Genomic DNA, 17,321 nt, shown 5'->3' with positions numbered 1-17,321 from the left:
TCCGCCGCCATGAGCACCAAAGACGCTATCATAAACAAGTTGCGTGAAGCTTTCTTGCCCGAAAGCCTCGACGTGGTCGATGAGTCACATCTGCATGAGGGCCACGCCGGCCACAGGCCAGGCGGCGAGACGCATTTCAGGGTATATATTGTGTCTCCGGCCTTCGAAGGGAAGAGCCGGATCGAACGCCATCGCATGATAAATGCGACGCTGGCGCAGGAACTCGCCGGCTCGGTGCACGCGCTGGCGATCCATGCCCACGGCCCCGGGGAAAAGCCGCGCTAACTCCGCGCTTGGCTCAAGACGAAGCAGTGGTTTTCCGTTATTGAGAACAAGACTCCCGGCGATGGACCCGCTCCATGTCTGAGCAGGCAAATGACGGACCGCATCGCCACGCTTGATATGGGGCCATTGATGATCGCTTGCTGGCCACGTTTCCGGTCGATGGTCGCCGCCGCCGGCCTGCTCCTGATCTGCGCGATCCGCCCGGCCGCGGCGCTGGATATGCCGAGCCCGTTCGTCCAGGAGGTGCTGATCAAGAGCATCCTGGTCTCGCTCAACGATGCGGTGGCCGCGAACAATTTCACCGTGTTCCACGCCAAGATCTCAAAGCCGTTCCGCGACCAGTTTTCGCCGGACAAGCTGAAGACGATCTTCAAGGATCTGGTCGACAAGCACGCGGTGTTCGACGCCGTGGTCGCCAAGCCGATCGTCCTCGATGAGGACGCCAAGATCGACGACAAGGGCGTGTTGCGGCTGAAAGGCCATTTCGACACCACGCCGAAGCAGGTGAAGTATCAGCTCGGCTTCATCCCCTCCGACGGCGCGTGGAAGCTGTCGGGCATCACGATCGATATCGAGTAGGCTAGCGCCACTCCCTAACCCATCATCCCCGCGCAAAGGCTTCGCCTTTGTCGCTGGAGGAGCGCGTAGCGCGTCTCGAAGGATGCACGGCCCGGCTGGTGGCCGTCGACCCTTCGAGACGCCGCTTCGCGGCTCCTCAGGGTGACGGTGCATGCAGACTGCCTACGCGAACTAGAACGCCGTCCCCGCCCGCTTCGGTTTCTTCTCGTCGAGTTCGGCGGCCTCGCGCGGGACGGCGACGATGCGCAGCGCGGTGATGCGGTTGCGCTCGCGACGGAGCACGCGGAAGCGGAAGCCGTGGAAGGTGAAGCTCTGGCCGCGATCGGGAATCGACCGCGCCTCGTGGATCACGAGGCCGGCGACCGTGGTTGCCTCCTCGTCCGGCAGGCGCCAGTCCATCGCGCGGTTGAGGTCGCGGATCGGCACCGAGCCGTCGACCACGACCGAGCCGTCCGGCTGGGCGCGCACGCCGGCGACGACGACATCGTGCTCGTCGGAGATGTCGCCGACGATCTCCTCCAGGATGTCCTCCAGCGTCACCATGCCTTCGACCTCGCCATACTCGTCGACCACCAGGGCGAAGTGGGTCTTGCGGCGGCGGAACGCCTTCAGCTGTTCGGAGACCGGGCGCATCTCCGGCACGAACCAGGGCGGCAGCGCGATCGCCGAGGCATCGATCGCCGACATGTCGCCCTCATTGGCACGCATCGCGCGCAGCAGATCCTTGGCGTGGAGCACGCCGACGATGTTCTCCGGCTTCTCCCGCCACAGCGGGATGCGGGTGTATTCGCTCGCCAGCACCTCGCGTACCAGTTCCTCGGGCGGCAGGTCGGCATTGACCATGGTCATCTCGGTGCGGTGGACCATCACGTCGGAGACCTGCAGCTCGCTGAGGTCCAGCAACCCGCCGAGCATGTCGCGGTCCTGCTTCTCGACCTTGCCTTCGTGATGCAGCAGATCGACCGCACCGCGCAGGCGTTCGGTCGGCGACAGGATGGCCTGATGCGCGCCGATCTTGATGCCAAGCAGCCGCATCAGGGCGCGGACGATCCCTTCAATGATGGTGAGAAGCGGCCCGAGCACGAACACCGTCAGCCGCATCGGCCGGGCCACCAGCAGCGACACGCGGTCCGGCGCATTGATGGCGACGGTCTTGGGCAGCACTTCCGCGAAGATCACCACCAGCACCGTCATCACACCGGTGGCATAAAGCACGCCGACATCGCCGAACCAGGCGGTGAAGATGCCGGTGGCGAGCGCGGAGGCGCCGATATTGGCGATATTGTTGCCGAGCAGCAGCGCGCCGATCATCCGCTCGCGCATCGCCATCAGGCTCGAGACCACCGTGGCGTCGCTGTTGCCCTGCTTTGAGAGCCGCAGCATGCTGGCGCGCGAGGCGCCGGTCAGCGCCGTCTCACTCGCCGAGAAGAAGGCGGAGACGAGCAGACAGAGCAGCACGATCGAGAAGGTTAACCAGCCCACTGAGTTGATCCGTGGCTAGAGCATGATCCGGAAAAGTGTGTAGCGGTTTTCCGAAAAGATCATGCTCAAATCAAAGAGATAGAGTGGGATGACGATTCGAAGAAGAGTCATCCCGCTCTAAGCCTTCAGCTTGGCTTGCAGGAAGTCGCGCACCGGCTGAGGCTCGACATTGTTGGCAATCACGGCGCGGCCGACCGCCTCCAGCAGGATGAAGGTGAGCTTGCCGCGCTTGACCTTCTTGTCCTGCGCCATCAGCGCCAACAGAGCGTCGGCATCGGCAAGCCCTTCCTGCGTGAAGCCTGCGATATCCTGCAGGCGCGTCGGCAATCCTACCGCGGAAAGATGACGCGCGATGCGGGCCGCATCGTCGGATGAAATCATGCCGAGCTGCGCGGAGAATTCCGCCGCGAGCACCATGCCGACCGAGACACCCTCGCCATGGAACAGGCGGTCGGAGAAGCCGGTCGCGGCTTCCAGCGCATGGCCGAAGGTGTGACCGAGATTGAGCAGCGCGCGCTCGCCGGTCTCGCGCTCGTCGCGGGAGACGATGGCGGCCTTGGCGCGGCAGGAGGTTGCGATCGCGTGCTCGCGCCCCGCGCCGCCCGAGAAGATGTCGGCATGGTTCTTCTCGAGCCAGGCGAAGAAGGCCGCGTCACCGAGGATACCGTATTTCGCGACCTCGGCGTAGCCGGCGCGGAACTGGCGCTGTGACAGCGTGTCGAGCACCGAGGTGTCGGCGATGACAAGCACCGGCTGGTGGAATGCGCCGATCAGGTTCTTGCCCTGCGGCGAGTTGATGCCGGTCTTGCCGCCGACGGAGGAATCGACCTGCGCCAGCAGCGAGGTCGGCACCTGCACGAAATCGACGCCGCGGCGCAGGATCGCGGCCGCGAAGCCGGCGAGATCGCCGACCACGCCGCCGCCGAGCGCGATCACCAGATCGTTGCGCTCGATCTTCGCCGCGATCAGCGCCTCGCTGACCTGCGTCAGGGTGGCGTAGCTCTTTGAGCCCTCGCCCTCCTCGACGACGATCCGGGAGGTCGGCACGCCCGCGGCCGCCAGCGACGCCTCGGCCGGCTCCAGCCAGTGTTTGGCGACTGTGCGATCGGTGACGATGGCGGTGCGCACGCCGGGCCGCAGCGCCGCGACCCGCTCGCCCAGCGAGGTCAACACGTCGCGGCCGATGACGATGTCATAGGCGCGGTCGCCGAGCGCGACGTCGACGGTAACGGAAGCGGAGTGTTTCAAGGGCGCAGTCATGAGGTCGCGTTCAATCCATCAGATGGTGGCTCGCCGGCCGGACGCACGCCGCACAGATGCGCGTGCAGGGCCTCAAGGCATTCGTCGACAATGCGGTCGTGCGGCACGTCGCGCGAGGCGATCGTCAGATCGGCGTTCTGGTAGACCGGCTCGCGCTCGCTGAGCAGCCGGTTCACGGTCGCCTCGGGATCGGCGGTCTGCAACAGCGGACGATCGGCGCGGCGGCGGACCCGGCGCATGATGATATCACTGTCGGCCTTGAGCCAAATCGAGATCGCCTTGTCGCTGATCCGTTTGCGGGTTTCCTCACGCATGAAGGCGCCGCCACCGGTCGCCAACACGATCGGGCCGCTGTCGAGGATGCGGGCAATCACCCGCGCCTCGCCGTCGCGGAAATAAGCCTCGCCATGGGTCTCGAAAATCTCCGGGATCGTCATGTCCGCCGCCGCCTCGATCTCGGTGTCCGCGTCGGTGAATGCCAGCTTGAGCCGCACCGCCATCCGCCGGCCGATGGTCGACTTGCCGGCCCCCATCATGCCCACCAGCACGATCGACCGCGTCCCCAGGGCGGCCGTGATATCGGCCTCCAGGGTCGGGTGGGTGGGCGCCGGGACGGCTGCGTCGGACATCAAAAAGCTCGGATATTGGGACGATTTGTTCAGAATTCGAGCCACCTATACTACCCCCGGCGACACCGTTACCAGCGACTCTTGCAACGGCGCGGGGAACATGTTGGATGATTTCATTGGTTAATTCGCCGCCTGAGTCGCCTCCATGCCCAGCCTGTTCCGCTTCCTGACGGTCGTCGCCGTGATTTTCGGGATCGGCTACGGCATCGTCTTCGCGCTGGCCAATTTCGTGCACCCGAAACCGCGGGAAATGAGCGTGACCATCCCGCCGGATAAGTTCCTCAAGAAATAGGCGCTATGATTCTGGCATGCCCGCTGCTGCCAAAGCTCCCGCCAAGACCAAAACCAAGTCCTCCGACGCCAAGCTGACCGCGTTGTTCCTCGACATGCTCGCCGCGGAACAGGGCGCAGGCCGCAACACGCTCGACGCCTACCGGCGCGACCTCACCGATTTCTCCGATTACCTCGCCCATGCCGGCGCCGATTTCACCACCGCCGACACCGAGGCGCTGCGCGGCTACCTCGCTGACCTCGACACGCGCGGCTTCAAGTCGACCAGCGTGGCGCGGCGGCTGTCGGCGATGCGGCATCTCTACCGTTTCCTGCTCAACGAACGTATCCGTAGCGACGATCCGGCCGCGATCCTGTCCGGCCCGAAGCGCGGCCGCGGCCTGCCCAAGGTGCTGTCGATTGCCGACGTCGACCGCATGCTGACCCGCGCCAAGGAGCTGACCCAGACCGACGTCTCGCCGGCCCAGCGGCTGCGCGCGCTGCGGCTGTATTGCCTGCTCGAGGTGCTCTACGCCACCGGGCTGCGCGTCTCCGAGCTGGTATCGCTGCCGGTCTCCGCGGCGCGGCGCGATGCGCGGATGATCGTGGTGCGCGGCAAGGGCAACAAGGAGCGGCTGGTGCCGCTGAACGATGCCTCGCGCCAGGCGATGGCGGATTACCTCGCCGCGCTGGAGGTGATGCAGCCGAAGGCGAAGAAAGCAGCGCCATCGAAATGGCTGTTTCCCTCCTCCGGCGAGAGCGGCCATTTGACCCGGCAGCACTTCGCCCGCGACCTGAAGGAGCTCGCGGCCGCCTCCGGCCTCGCGCCGCGGCTGGTCTCCCCGCACGTGCTGCGCCACGCCTTCGCCAGCCACCTGCTGCACAATGGCGCGGACCTGCGCATCGTGCAGACCCTGCTCGGCCATACCGATATCTCGACCACCCAGATCTACACCCATGTGGTCGAGGAGCGGCTGAAGAGCCTGGTCCGCGACCTGCATCCGCTGGCGGAGAAATCGTAACGGTCCGTAGCCCGGATGGAGCGCAGCGAAATCCGGGAAGGGTATTTCCGCCAATCGAGCTCCCCGGATTACGCTTCGCTCCACCCGGGCTACGAGCAATCCACCTTGACTTCCGCGTCGTCTCCGCAGAAAGAGCGTCACCTGCCTGCGATCCCGAAGCGTGCATTCCGCCCGAATGCGCGTTAACCGATTGAAGTTACAAAACTTCTCTTGCCACCGCCAAAACCGCTTCGCCCCTCGCATTGTTCCTCCCTATATTGAGTTGATGCCCGACCCGATGCGCAGCTATCTCGACTTCGAAAAACCCGTCGCCGAGCTTGAATCCAAGATCGACGAGTTGCGTGCGCTTGCCGCAAGCGGCAGCGACATCGGCGACGAGGTCGCGCGGATCGAGGACAAGGCGGCGCAGGCCCTCACCGACCTCTATGCCAATCTGACGCCGTGGCAGAAGACGCTGGTGGCGCGGCATCCGCAGCGGCCGCACTTCACCGATTTCATCGGCGGCCTGATCACCGAATTCACCCCGATGGCCGGCGACCGCAAATTTGCCGACGACGAGGCCCTGATCGGCGGCTTCGGCCGCTTCCGCGGCGAGAGCATCTGCGTGGTCGGCCAGGAGAAGGGCGCCACCACCGACAGCCGCATCAAGCACAATTTCGGCATGGCGCGCCCCGAAGGCTACCGCAAGGCGGTGCGCCTGATGGAGATGGCCGACCGGTTCGGCGTCCCGGTGCTGTCGATCGTCGATTCCGCCGGCGCCTATCCCGGGATCGGCGCCGAGGAGCGCGGCCAGGCCGAGGCGATCGCGCGCTCGATCGACGCCTGCCTGTCGCTGGGCGTGCCCAACGTCGCGATCGTCACCGGCGAAGGCATGTCGGGCGGCGCCATTGCCATCACCACCGCCAACCGCGTCCTGATGATGGAGCACGCGATCTACAGCGTGATCTCGCCGGAGGCGGCGTCCTCGATCCTGTGGCGCGACGGCACCAAGGCGCAGGAAGCCGCCAACAGCATGAAGATCACCGCCCAGGACATGCTGCGCTTCGGCGTGATCGACCAGATCCTGAAAGAACCCTCCGGCGGCGCTCATCGCGACCCCGCCGCGATGATCACGACCACGGGCGATGCCATCGCCCAGGCGTTCAACGACCTACGAAATCTTGATCCGGACGCGATTCGCAAACAGCGGCGCCAGAAGTTCCTGGATATCGGCCGCAAGCTGGGCTGAGCTGCCCAAACGGGCGGATTTTTCGACCAAATCGGCGGATTTTGCCGTAATTGGGCCCCGAGCCGGGTCTTTAACGTTCCTTGAACCATGCCTGCTACCGTGAAGGCTGTCAGCCTCGGTTCAGGTTGCGAGCAGGGGTGGTCGAAGGCTAATATTTTACACAATGGCTTCAGGGCATATTCGCCGTGTTGGGGTCGCGAAAATCGCCCGGTGGGTGTGGAGCTCGGACTTGACTCATCGCACGCTCGTACGCGCGCTTCTGACTTCGGCGGTTCTCGCCGCGGGTGTCATGCTCGCCGGCTGTGACAGCGACCAGATCTCGCTCGCCCAGAACGCCAAGGCCAACCAGCCGGTCCCGCCAAAGCTCGTCGCTGCCATGACCGAGAAGGACATGGACATGCAGTCGCCGATCCTGGTGCGGCTGTTCAAGCAGGAGGCCGAGCTCGAGGTCTGGAAGCAGACCCGCTCCGGCCAGTTCGCACTGCTCAAGACCTATCCGATCTGCCGCTGGTCGGGCGATCTCGGCCCGAAGGTCCGCGAAGGCGACCGCCAGGCGCCCGAGGGATTCTACTCGATCAACCCCAGCCAGATGAACCCGCAGTCGGCCTACTATTTGTCGTTCAACACCGGCTATCCCAACGCGTTCGACAAGGCGCTCGGCCGCACCGGCTCGCAGCTGATGGTGCATGGCGACTGCTCCTCGCGCGGCTGCTACGCAATGACCGACGAGCAGATCGCGGAAATCTATTCGCTCGGCCGCGAGTCGTTCTTCGGCGGCCAGAAGGCGTTCCAACTGCAGGCCTATCCGTTCCGGATGACGCCGGTGAACATGGCCAAGCACCGCAACAATCCGAACATGCCTTTCTGGAAGATGATCAAGGAAGGCTATGATCATTTCGAGGTGACGAAGCAGGAGCCGAGGGTCGACTTCTGCGAGAAGAAGTACGTGTTCGACGCGGTCAAGGCGCCGAACGCAACGCGCGATCCGGTGTTCGACGCCTCCGCGAAGTGCCCGGCCTACGTGATCCCCGAGGAGATCGTGAGCGCCGTGCGCGAGAAGGAGCAGCAGGACGCCGCCGAGACCGCCAAGCTGGTTTCCAAGGGCACGCCCGTGGCGCGCCTCAACACCGGCATCGACGGCGGCATGAACGCGATCTTCGCCTCGAAGATTCCCGAAGGAAACACCGGTCTGTCCGAAGGCGGCGACAGCCAGGCGCTGCAGTCGATGTCGCTGGCGCGCGCGCCCGGCACGATCCCCGGCACGGTCAATCCGCCCAGGCCCAATCTCGCGGTCCAGCAGGAAGAGCCCGTGGTCGCGACGACGTCGTCGACCGCCCGCGTTGCCTCGGCCAACACGTCCGACAAGTCCGAAGGTTTCTTCTCCAGCTTTGCCCAGAAGGTCGGCATCGGCGGCACCGCCGACGCCAGCAAGACCACCGCGCCGCCGCCGGCTCCGGTCGCTGCCGCACCGGCCAAGCCGAAGGTCGCCGAGGCCAAGCCGCAATCGGTGGTTCGCGTCGCCCCGAAGGCTGAACCGAAGCAGGCCGCCAAGCCCGCGCCGAAGCCGCAGGTGACCAGCACCGCCGCCGCCGCGCCGGCCCCCGCGGCATCGTCGACCCAACTCGCCGGCTCCGCGCCGGTCGTGCAGACGAACTCGTTCGACACCCGCTTCTCCGCGGTGAAGTAAGCGCGGTCGGCTTGCGCACAGACAGGTCGCTGCCGCGAGTCGCAATACTGCTGTAGCGCAAACTATCTCCAACCGTCGTCCTGGCGAAAGCAGGGAACCCATAACCACAGCGCCATGTTGTTGAAGCGCGCTGTGGCCACAGCTTTTCAAGACAATTGGCATTGGTGGTTATGGGTCCCGGCTCAAGGCCGGGACGACACCGAATGTGTTGCTCGGCCAGTGGGTCGCAGCATTCTCGCGACATGCCCTCTCGATCATAGCCGCCCTTCGCCACCACATTCCTCTTGCCAACCACGCGTAGATGATCGCCAGATCATGCACGCGGGGCACAGCCGGGAGATTGCGATGGACGATCAAGCCGTGCGGGCGACGCTGCAGCGCCATTGGGACGCTTCCGACGCGAGCGATTTCGAGCGTGAGCATGATATCTATCGCGAGGATGCGGTGCTCGACTATCCGCAATCGGGCGAGCGGATCCGCGGCCGGCGCAACATTCAGCAGAGCCGGACGGTGCAGCCGAACAAGAAGCGCTTCACGATCCGGCGCATGATCGGCAGCGGCGATCTGTGGATCACCGAGTACATTCTCACCTATGACGACAAACCGTCTTACGTGGTGAGCATCATGGAGTTCCGCGACGGTCAGGTCGCGCACGAAACGCAGTACTTCGCCGACCGGTTTGAGCCGGCGCCGTCGCGCGCGCATCTTGTCGAGCGCGGATAAGAGCAGACCTCACGACGTTCCTCGCGAGACCTGCTCAATGCCAATGCATTATGGATGCCACTGCCGATCATCGCGGCACGTGATCCCGCGCGATGACGGTCGCGCCAATCCCACATGACACGACGATGAACATTTCAGGCGACAGATTTGGAACGCTTGAACTGATTGCCAGGAATCGTCGCCAGTGTGATACTCAACGATGCAACCAAGGGTACCGCGAAGTTCCCTGACGCTCTGCACGTCACCGGGATTTGCGACAGTTACGAGACGGGGTGCGTAGCTGGCCTGAAGAATCCGGAGGGTCACAAATGAACGATCAGAATTCATCCTCCTTCACGCGCAGAAATTTGTTGTCGATGATAGGGGCGACCACGAGCGCGGCGGTGCTCTATCAGGCCATGAGCAGCCTCGGGCATGCCGCGGAGTCCGACTTTACCGATCCGATAAAACTTGAAGGCGCGCCGAAAGGCGCATCGGTCGCAGTGCTTGGCGCCGGCCTTGCCGGCATGACGGCCGCGCTCGAATTGAGCAAGGCGGGCTACAAGGTGACCGTGCTCGAATATCGCGAGCGCGCCGGCGGCCGCTCGTGGACGCTGCGCGGCGGCGACACCTACACCGAGCTCGGCGGCTTCACGCAGACCTGCAACTTCGACAAGGGGCTCTATATCAATCCCGGGCCATGGCGCATTCCCTATCATCACCGCGCCCTGCTCTATTACTGCGGACAGCTTGGCGTGAAGCTGGAGGCGTTCGTCGAACACAACGTCAACGCCTATCTGCATCACAGCAACGCCTTTGGCGGCAAGCCGCAGCGCTGGCGCCATATCATGTCCGACTACAACGGCTATGTATCGGAGCTGCTGGCGAAGGCGACCAATGCCGACAAGCTCGACGAGCCCGTGAGCAAGGAGGATCGGGAGATCCTGCTCGAATCCCTGCGCACCTGGGGCGCGCTCGACAAGAACTATAAATACAGCGCGGCCACAGCAAGCGCCCTGCGCGGCAGTGACAAGGATCCCGGCGGCGGTCCCGACGGCGCACCGACGCCGTCCACCCCGATCTCGCGCGAGGATATCCTGCATTCCCGGCTGTGGAGCTATCTGAACTTCCCGCTCACCTACGAATATGGGCAAACCCTGTTTCAGCCTGTCGGCGGCATGGAAAGGATTGCGGAAGCCTTTGCGGCCAAGGTCAACCATCTCATCACGTTCAACGTCAAGGTCACCGAGATTGCCCAGGGCAATGACGGCGTCACCATCAGCTATTCTAATGCAAAAGGCGACGGACCGACGCAGCAGCTCAAGGCGGATTGGTGCGTCTGCACGATTCCGCTGTCGGTTCTCAGCCAGATCAAGGCCAACTTCTCCTCCAGCATGCAGGCCGCCATCGAGGCCGTGCCATACGCGCCGTCGACCAAGGTCGGCCTGCAGTTCAAGCGCCGATTCTGGGAACAGGACGAGGCGATCTATGGCGGCATCAGCTTCACCGACCTTCCGATCGGGCAGATATCCTACCCCAGCACGGATTATCTGAGCCCCGGCAAGGGCGTGCTGCTCGGCGCTTATGTCTTTGGCGTCGCCGGGGTCGAGTTCACCGCGCTGGCGCCGGAAGACCGCGTCAAGCGCGCCCTCGAACATGGCAGCAAGCTGCATCCGCAGATGATGAAAGAATTCGACAACGGCATCGCCGTGTCCTGGCACCGCGTGCCCTGGACGCTGGGTTGCTTCGGCATGTGGAAGCAGGATACGCGGCGCGATCACTACAAGAACCTGTGCGCCATCGACGGCCGCGTCGTCCTCGCCGGCGAGCATTGCTCCTATGTCAACGCCTGGCAGGAGGGCGCCATCCTGTCTTCGCTCTCCGCTATTGAGCGGCTGCACAAGCGCGCGGTTGGAGGAAACTGACATGATCGGCAGCAGCATTTCATTTCGCGGTGTCCCCGGCGCACGGCGCGCGTCCCGATGCCTCGCGATCGGCCTGATGGCGATGGCGGCGATCAGCTTTCCTGCGCGGATTGGCTTTGCGGATTCGGCGGGCGTGGTCGGCGCCAATACCTTCGCAGCCAGGGACGGCAAGACGCTCTATGCGACCATCTGCCAGGGCTGCCACATGCCCGACGGCAAGGGCGCGGTTGGCGCAGGTGCCTATCCCGCGCTCGCCGGCAACAAGAACCTCGAGAGCGCAGGCTATCCGATCTATCTCGTTCTCTACGGGCAAAAGGCCATGCCTGGCTTTGGCGGCTTCCTGGATGACGACCAGGTCGCAGCCGTCGTGAACTATGTCCGCAGCAATTTGGGCAATAGCTACACCGACAAGGCCTCCAGCGATGACGTGAAGTCGAGCCGTCAGCCGAACGCCATCTACTCGACGCTGGACTGACGCAACCTGCCGGATGGCGCCGACCGCCGTCGCCCGGGCCCATTACGCAGCGCCGGCTGGTGACGGTTACATGCCGTGGCTCTCAAAGACCTTCTTGCAGCTTGAGCTCAGGCTGGCCCGCTTCATCTGAAGGCAGCTCTGCACGGCGCCGTCATTGCCGAGATCCTTGCGGCAGAAGCGCTGCGCATCGCGCGAGCACGCGGATTGTTCCGACTTGGTGCCGGAATGCTGTGCCAGCGCGGCACCGCTGCTCATCACGGCAACAGCACAAAGGGTTATGATCGAAAGATAACGCATTGGTGAATTCCTCCTGCGGCCCAACGGCAGCCGGCGTTGTTCGTTCCTGTGGAACCGGGGTTCCTCTCCTTCGGCAATGGATGAGCTGGCAGGCAAGCTCCCTGACCCAATCCGCGTCACTTCCACGATCTGCGGCCGCGAATGCCCCGGAGCGATCATCGACTTGTGATGTCGGGCTGCATGAGACGCCGAGGGGTTGAAACGGAAACCCGCAGGGACTAGATCCGGCCGTGCAGCATGGTTGGATCGACATTCATACGGCCTGCTCCCAAGCTCGCCAGTGCCGTTGAGGCAATCTGGGACGTCGATGTCCCCGCCGCCGAGGCAACAGCCCTGACGGTCAGAGTGCTGCCGACCGTATTTCCCCTCCTGGTCGTCCACTACCGAGATCCGATGGTGTCGGACAGGCTGGGCAAGTCCGGCCATTATCGACAAGTTGTGACGGGGGTCCAAAGCCGCGCCATCACCATCCGCCCATTGGGCTCCATCGGAGCCGCCCTCGTGCGCCTCAGGCCGGAGGCGGCCTCGCTTCTGTTCGGTGAAACCCTCCATGAATTCACGGACGTCAATATTCCGCTCAGCGACGTCTTCGGCACCACAAGAGTGTCGCTGCTGGGGGAGGCATTGGCCGAGGCTCGCGGCGCAGGCGCGCGGGCCGAGGTGCTCGAGGACTTTCTGACCGGGCAGATGCGCGACCGAGCCCCCGATCCGCTCGTGCGTCGCGCCGTTCTTGACCTGCTCGGTGACCCCCGAGTGTCGGTGCGACAACTGGCGTCCCAGCTTGATATCAGCGAGCGCCAGCTGTCTCGCCGCTTCAAGCTACTGGTCGGTACCAACCCGAAGCAATTCGCGCGCGTCGTGCGCATGGGGAACGTCATCGGGTCGCGACGCTTCGGAGGAGCCTGGGCGGACATCGCCTATGCGTGCGGGTTCAACGATCAGGCCCATCTTGTCAACGAGTTCAAGTCAATGACGGGCAAGCCGCCCGGAGCCTTCTTCCGCGCAGCGGCGACGCCGGAACATCAGAGGCTCAACGCCTCGCTCGCCACGTCCGATTTCTACAATACGTTCGTGGCCTGATCGGCGAGCCTTTCGACTCCCGTTACCTAGCGCCGGATCGATCAATGACTCTCACCATGTCCATCGAGCGAGGTCTCACGCTCGTCAACGCCTTCAACAAGGAAACCTTCATCTTTTCGGGGCCGCTGGACGATCCAACGACCGCGCGTTTCGATCTGCGTCTCGAGCAGGGCGGCTCCGGCGGCGGCAATGCCCTGGTGCACGTCCATCCAGGCGCGGACGAGCATTTTTTGGTCAGAAAGGGACGCATCAAGGTCGTGATATCGGGCAAGGAACAATCGATCGGGCCGGGTGAGCGCGCTGTCGTGCCGCGTGGGCAGCCGCATTTCTTCGCCAACGCCGGTGAAGAACCCGCCGAGTTCACCGTCGAGTTCACCCCGGCTCAGCAGCACCTGCGGTTCTTTGCGAATTTTGCCAGCATCGCGGCAAAGCGGACGCACTGGTTCTCCAAGCAAGGCGACCCGCACTTTCTCCTGATCGCGCTGCTCCTGCATACCTATCGCAATCACCTCTACCTCGCCGGCCCGCCAATCCTGCTGCAGAAAATCCTGTTTCGGATCCTGGCGCCGCTTGCCCGGCTCAAGGGGTACCGCATGGAAATCGACCCGGCCGGCTGACGCCGCCCCTGCTACGGCGCCAGATACCGCAGCAGTTCAGGATCGTTGCGCACCTCGCTTGCGCCGCCCTGCAGCGCGACGCGGCCGCGGTCCAGCACATAGGCGTAGTCGGCGACGCGCAGTGCGAGGTCGAGATGCTGCTCGACGATCACGACCGAGATGCTCTTGGCGAGCTCGATCAGCCGCTCGGTGATCTCCTCGATCACGCCGATCCAGACGCCTTCGGTCGGCTCGTCCAATAGCAGCAGCTTCGGATTGCCGAGCATGGCGCGGCCGATCGCCAGCATCTTGCGCTCGCCGCCGGACAGCGTGCCGGCCGGCTGGTCGAGACGCTGGCCGAGCTTGGGGAAGATCTCGAGCACGCGATCGACCGCGCTCGTATCGGAATTGGTCAGCGAGCCGACGGCGAGGTTGTCGCGCACCGAGAGCCGGGCGAACACCGAATGCTCCTGCGGCACATAGCCGATGCCGGAGCGTACGCGCTCCTCGGTGCGGCGGCGGGTGATGTCGCGGCCGTCGAAGAACAGCTCTCCCGTTGTGCTCGCAAGCTCGCCGACGATGGTCTTCATCAGCGTGGTCTTGCCGGCGCCGTTGCGGCCGAGCACGGCGACGCCGCCGCGCCAGGGAATGCCGATGTTGACATCGAACAGGACCTGGCTGCGGCCATAACCGGCATCGAGATGCCTTATATCGAGGAAGGACTGGTCAGGCACGGCGAAGATAAATCTCCTGGACACTCTTGTTGGCCTGGATTTCCGCGACCGTCCCCGACGCCAGCACCTTGCCCTGGTCGAGCACGGTGAGGCGGTCGCAGATGTCGCGGATGAAATCGAGGTCGTGTTCGACGATGACGAGCGAGCAATGCTGCTTGATCGGCTGCAACAGCTCGCCGGTGACGCGGCGCTCCTCGAGGCTCATGCCGCCGGTCGGCTCGTCCAGCAGCAACAGCCGCGGCTTGCCGGCGAGCGCCATCGCGATCTCGAGCCATTGCTGCTGGCCGTGCGACAATGCGGCTGCGGCATCATGCGCGCGATCGGCGAGACGGAACTGGGTCAGCATCGTCATGACCTGATCGTGCAGTCGGTTGCGGGTGCGCGAGAGCACGAGATCGAACAGCGACGAATGCGCCTGCAACGCCAGCAGGATGTTGTCGTACAGCGTCAGCGTCGGCAGCACGGAGGTGATCTGGAATTTCAGGCTCATGCCGGCGCGGGCGCGCTCGGTCGGCGTGAATGCGGTGATGTCGGTGTTGACGAACGCGACCTTGCCCGTGGTCGGCACCTCGGCGCCGGCGACGCATTTCATCAGCGTGCTCTTGCCCGAGCCGTTGGGGCCGATCAGGCCATGAAACTCGTTCTCGCCGACGGTCAGCGCCGCACCGTCGAGCGCGGTGAGCTTGCCGTACACCTTGCTGATGCCTGACGCCTCAAGGAGCGGCATTGCCGGCCTCCTTGGGCTTTGGCGCCTTGTTTGGTGCCTTCTTGTTTGGTCCCTTGCCGAAGCTGCCGACGCGCTCGCGCTCGCCGAGCACGAAGGAGACCAGCCCGAGCGGGCGGAACATGATCACGAGCAGCAGCAGCACGCCGAGGATGATCGGCCAGACATCGCGGTAATTGTCCGACAGCCAGAAGCTGACGCCCTCGATGATCACGGTGCCGATCACGGCGCCGATCAGCGTGCCGGAGCCGCCGAACAACACATAGAGCACGACCTGGGTCGAGAACACGACGCCCAGCATGTTGGGCCAGACGAAGCCTTCGTGGAAGGCGTAGAGGCTGCCGGCGAGACCGGCGATGGTGCCGCCGACCGCGAAGATGATCGCCTTCAGATGCTGCGCCTTGTAGCCGAAAAAGGCGATGCGCTGCTCGTTCTCGCGCAGGCCCGCAAGGGCGAGGCCGAATTGCGAGCGGACCAGGAAGCGGCAGAGCAGATAGACCACCACGAGGATGCCGAGCACCATGTAGTAGTAGACCGGCCCTTCCTCGAACTCGTAGCTGCCGAGCGTGAGCGGCGGGATCGACGGGATGCCGTTCTGGCCGCCGAGATAATACCAGCCGCGCGCCAGCCGATCCGCCGCATAGGAACCGGTCAGGGTGCCGAGCGAGACGAAGATCACGCTCGAGGGATAGCGCCCGAGCAGCAGGAAGCCGCCGAGCAGCAGCGCCGCGGTGAGGCCGATCAGCATGCCGGCTGGCAGGATCAGAAGGATCGAGGTGACGTTGAGGTCGCGCGCCATCAGCGCCACGCCGTAGCCGGCGGCGCCGAAGAACAGCGCCTGGCCGAAGCTCATGATGCCGGCATAGCCCCACACCAGGTCGAACGACAGCGCGAACAGCGCGAGGATCACCACGCGGGTGGCGAACACCGTGAGATAATCCTGCAGCACCCATGGCAGGACCAGTGCGATCAAGAGCACCAGCCCTTCCACGATCGGCAGGACCTTCCATCCTGCCGATGCCTGTCCCGCCGGCGCGCGCGCGGCCGGTGCACCCTCACCTGTCACGACATCCGGTTCCTCACCGATGCGTGCGACGGCCTGCTCTGCTCCACCCATGGATTGCTCAGCATTCCTTGGGATCGACGAGACCGGCGCTGCGCGCCACGATCTCATAGTTCCCGCCTTTGGCAACAGCGGTGTACATCTTCATCTTGCAGTGACGCTTGCCGGGAACCATTTCGGCGGGGCCGCCGGGTCCTTCGGCGATCTTGGCGTGATCGAGCGCGGCCGCAACCGAGTCACGGTCGACCTTGCCGGCTTCCTTGACCGCGGCTTCCCACAACTTGAGACCGCGATAGGTTCCAGTGGCGGCGCTGCCGGCCGCGAACAGGAAGTTGCCCGGGAAATCCTTCTCATAGGCCGCCTGGATCTTGGCGTTGAACGGATCCTCCTTGGTCAGCACCTTGAAGTAATCGAGGCAGCTCGCCAGCCCCTCGATCTCGCTGGCCTGATTGATGTTGAGCGTGTTCTCGTCATAGTAGACGCAGGCGAGCCGCCCGCCGTTCTTGAGGAAGCCGGCTTCATAGAGCTGCTTGAAGAATGGGCCGACGCCCGGCGGGATCACGGTGTTGAAGACCACGTCGACCTTGTTGGAGATGATGCGGTTGACGGTCGACGAGAAATCGACCTGGTCGAGCGGGTAATACTCCTCGAACACGACCTCGCCGCCATTGTCCTCGATCACCTTGCGGGCGTAGACGTTGAGCGTATGCGGCCAGACATAGTTGGCGCTCGGCAGCGCGAACTTCTTGCCGCCGTTCTTGATCAGCCACGGAATGAACTCGTCGCATTGCTGCGCCGGGGTCGGCCCGGTGCAGAACAGATAGGGCGTGCACTCCTTGCCCTCGTAGAGCTGCGGATAGATGTACAGCGTCTTGCCGCGCGCCACGATCGGGTCCTTGATCGCGTTGCGCATCGACGAGGTGATGCCGCCCAGCACCATGTCGACCTTGTCGCGCTGGATCAGCTTGCGGACATTGCCGACCGCGACCGATTCGTTCGAGGCGGTGTCCTCGATATAGAGCTCGAGCGGCCGACCGAGCAGGCCGCCGCCGGCATTGATCTCCTTGATCACCATCTTGGCGACGTTGGCGTCGGCATTGCCGGCATAGGCGATCGGGCCGGTCAGGTCGGTCGCGATGCCGACCTTGATCGGACCCTCGGCGGCGTTGGCCCAATCGGGCCTCACCACCCAGCTGCCGACCCCGGTCGCGAGCGCGCCGGTCGCGAAGGCGAAATTGCTCATGAAGCGGCGGCGCGTGAGATTCATGCGTTCAATCGACATG

Annotated in this window: 19 protein-coding genes; 11 read left to right on the top strand and 8 right to left on the bottom strand. The window is 64.3% G+C overall.

The annotated features are described in order from the left end of the window. The first annotated feature begins 9 nt into the window (after positions 1 to 9). Positions 10 to 285 (top strand): BolA family protein, encoded by a 276-nt coding sequence (locus tag ACOIX3_RS02100; RefSeq protein ID WP_028338206.1) that lies wholly within the window; start codon positions 10 to 12, stop codon positions 283 to 285. Between the two features lie 90 nt (positions 286 to 375). Beyond that, entirely contained in the window at positions 376 to 864 is a 489-nt protein-coding gene (locus tag ACOIX3_RS02095; protein WP_420968183.1) for a hypothetical protein, read from the top strand. Between the two features lie 171 nt (positions 865 to 1,035). Here the strand turns inward: ACOIX3_RS02095 and ACOIX3_RS02090 are convergent, their stop codons facing one another. The 3 genes from ACOIX3_RS02090 to ACOIX3_RS02080 all read right to left on the bottom strand — a co-directional run bounded on the left by ACOIX3_RS02090 (position 1,036) and on the right by ACOIX3_RS02080 (position 4,235). Next, positions 1,036 to 2,346 carry an HlyC/CorC family transporter gene (locus ACOIX3_RS02090; protein ID WP_223972130.1) on the bottom strand — a complete coding sequence of 437 codons (1,311 nt, stop codon included), beginning with the start codon at positions 2,344 to 2,346 and terminating at the stop codon, positions 1,036 to 1,038. A gap of 117 nt (positions 2,347 to 2,463) precedes the next feature. Continuing rightward, positions 2,464 to 3,606, bottom strand: a complete 1,143-nt coding sequence (aroB, locus tag ACOIX3_RS02085; protein WP_420968182.1) for a 3-dehydroquinate synthase — start codon at positions 3,604 to 3,606, stop codon at positions 2,464 to 2,466. Next, positions 3,603 to 4,235, bottom strand: coding sequence for a shikimate kinase (locus ACOIX3_RS02080; RefSeq protein WP_342725140.1), 633 nt, complete (start codon positions 4,233 to 4,235; stop codon positions 3,603 to 3,605). Before ACOIX3_RS02080 ends, aroB begins: the two co-directional genes overlap by 4 nt. A gap of 145 nt (positions 4,236 to 4,380) precedes the next feature. Here ACOIX3_RS02080 and ACOIX3_RS02075 point away from each other — a divergent pair, with 145 nt between their 5' ends. From ACOIX3_RS02075 to ACOIX3_RS02045, 7 genes are all read left to right on the top strand, one after another. Continuing rightward, positions 4,381 to 4,527, top strand: coding sequence for a hypothetical protein (locus ACOIX3_RS02075; RefSeq protein ID WP_050405944.1), 147 nt, complete (start codon positions 4,381 to 4,383; stop codon positions 4,525 to 4,527). Positions 4,528 to 4,543: 16 nt separating this feature from the next. Continuing rightward, positions 4,544 to 5,527 (top strand): site-specific tyrosine recombinase XerD, encoded by a 984-nt coding sequence (gene xerD / locus ACOIX3_RS02070; protein ID WP_420968181.1) that lies wholly within the window; start codon positions 4,544 to 4,546, stop codon positions 5,525 to 5,527. Positions 5,528 to 5,792: 265 nt separating this feature from the next. Further along, entirely contained in the window at positions 5,793 to 6,755 is a 963-nt protein-coding gene (locus ACOIX3_RS02065) for an acetyl-CoA carboxylase carboxyltransferase subunit alpha (protein WP_420968179.1), read from the top strand. Positions 6,756 to 6,984: 229 nt separating this feature from the next. Continuing rightward, positions 6,985 to 8,442 (top strand): L,D-transpeptidase family protein, encoded by a 1,458-nt coding sequence (locus ACOIX3_RS02060; protein ID WP_420968178.1) that lies wholly within the window; start codon positions 6,985 to 6,987, stop codon positions 8,440 to 8,442. Between the two features lie 345 nt (positions 8,443 to 8,787). Next, positions 8,788 to 9,165 carry a nuclear transport factor 2 family protein gene (locus ACOIX3_RS02055; RefSeq protein ID WP_420968176.1) on the top strand — a complete coding sequence of 126 codons (378 nt, stop codon included), beginning with the start codon at positions 8,788 to 8,790 and terminating at the stop codon, positions 9,163 to 9,165. A gap of 308 nt (positions 9,166 to 9,473) precedes the next feature. Beyond that, entirely contained in the window at positions 9,474 to 11,069 is a 1,596-nt protein-coding gene (locus tag ACOIX3_RS02050; protein ID WP_420968175.1) for a flavin monoamine oxidase family protein, read from the top strand. 1 nt (position 11,070) lies between these two features. Then, the gene (locus tag ACOIX3_RS02045; protein ID WP_420968174.1) at positions 11,071 to 11,544 is read left to right on the top strand and encodes a c-type cytochrome; all 474 of its coding nucleotides are present in this window, start codon (positions 11,071 to 11,073) and stop codon (positions 11,542 to 11,544) included. A gap of 66 nt (positions 11,545 to 11,610) precedes the next feature. Here ACOIX3_RS02045 and ACOIX3_RS02040 read toward each other — a convergent pair whose 3' ends face one another. After that, positions 11,611 to 11,841: a hypothetical protein gene (locus ACOIX3_RS02040; protein WP_420968173.1), complete on the bottom strand. Its 231-nt coding sequence runs from the start codon at positions 11,839 to 11,841 to the stop codon at positions 11,611 to 11,613. Between the two features lie 237 nt (positions 11,842 to 12,078). Between ACOIX3_RS02040 and ACOIX3_RS02035 the strand changes: the two genes are divergently transcribed. Further along, on the top strand, positions 12,079 to 12,921 hold the full coding sequence (locus tag ACOIX3_RS02035) for a helix-turn-helix domain-containing protein (RefSeq protein ID WP_420968172.1): 843 nt from the start codon (positions 12,079 to 12,081) through the stop codon (positions 12,919 to 12,921). A gap of 44 nt (positions 12,922 to 12,965) precedes the next feature. Beyond that, positions 12,966 to 13,538, top strand: coding sequence for a cupin domain-containing protein (locus ACOIX3_RS02030; RefSeq protein ID WP_420968171.1), 573 nt, complete (start codon positions 12,966 to 12,968; stop codon positions 13,536 to 13,538). A gap of 11 nt (positions 13,539 to 13,549) precedes the next feature. On the opposite strand, the gene ACOIX3_RS02025 is transcribed toward ACOIX3_RS02030, so the two are convergent. Genes ACOIX3_RS02025 through ACOIX3_RS02010 form a run of 4 tightly spaced genes read right to left on the bottom strand, consistent with a single transcriptional unit; the run spans position 13,550 to position 17,320 of the window. Further along, a complete protein-coding gene (locus tag ACOIX3_RS02025; protein ID WP_223972111.1) occupies positions 13,550 to 14,251 on the bottom strand; it encodes an ABC transporter ATP-binding protein in 702 nt (233 codons plus the stop codon). Continuing rightward, positions 14,244 to 14,978, bottom strand: coding sequence for an ABC transporter ATP-binding protein (locus ACOIX3_RS02020; protein WP_420968170.1), 735 nt, complete (start codon positions 14,976 to 14,978; stop codon positions 14,244 to 14,246). Before ACOIX3_RS02020 ends, ACOIX3_RS02025 begins: the two co-directional genes overlap by 8 nt. Further along, a complete protein-coding gene (locus tag ACOIX3_RS02015; protein ID WP_420968169.1) occupies positions 14,965 to 16,092 on the bottom strand; it encodes a branched-chain amino acid ABC transporter permease in 1,128 nt (375 codons plus the stop codon). The genes ACOIX3_RS02020 and ACOIX3_RS02015 overlap by 14 nt, the downstream gene beginning before the upstream one ends. 7 nt (positions 16,093 to 16,099) lie before the next feature. Then, positions 16,100 to 17,320 (bottom strand): substrate-binding protein, encoded by a 1,221-nt coding sequence (locus ACOIX3_RS02010; protein ID WP_212311940.1) that lies wholly within the window; start codon positions 17,318 to 17,320, stop codon positions 16,100 to 16,102. Position 17,321 lies beyond the last annotated feature (1 nt).

The organism is Bradyrhizobium sp. B120 (assembly GCF_049075665.1).
Classification (GTDB): domain Bacteria; phylum Pseudomonadota; class Alphaproteobacteria; order Rhizobiales; family Xanthobacteraceae; genus Bradyrhizobium.
This window is presented reverse-complemented; position numbering and strand designations above follow the sequence as displayed.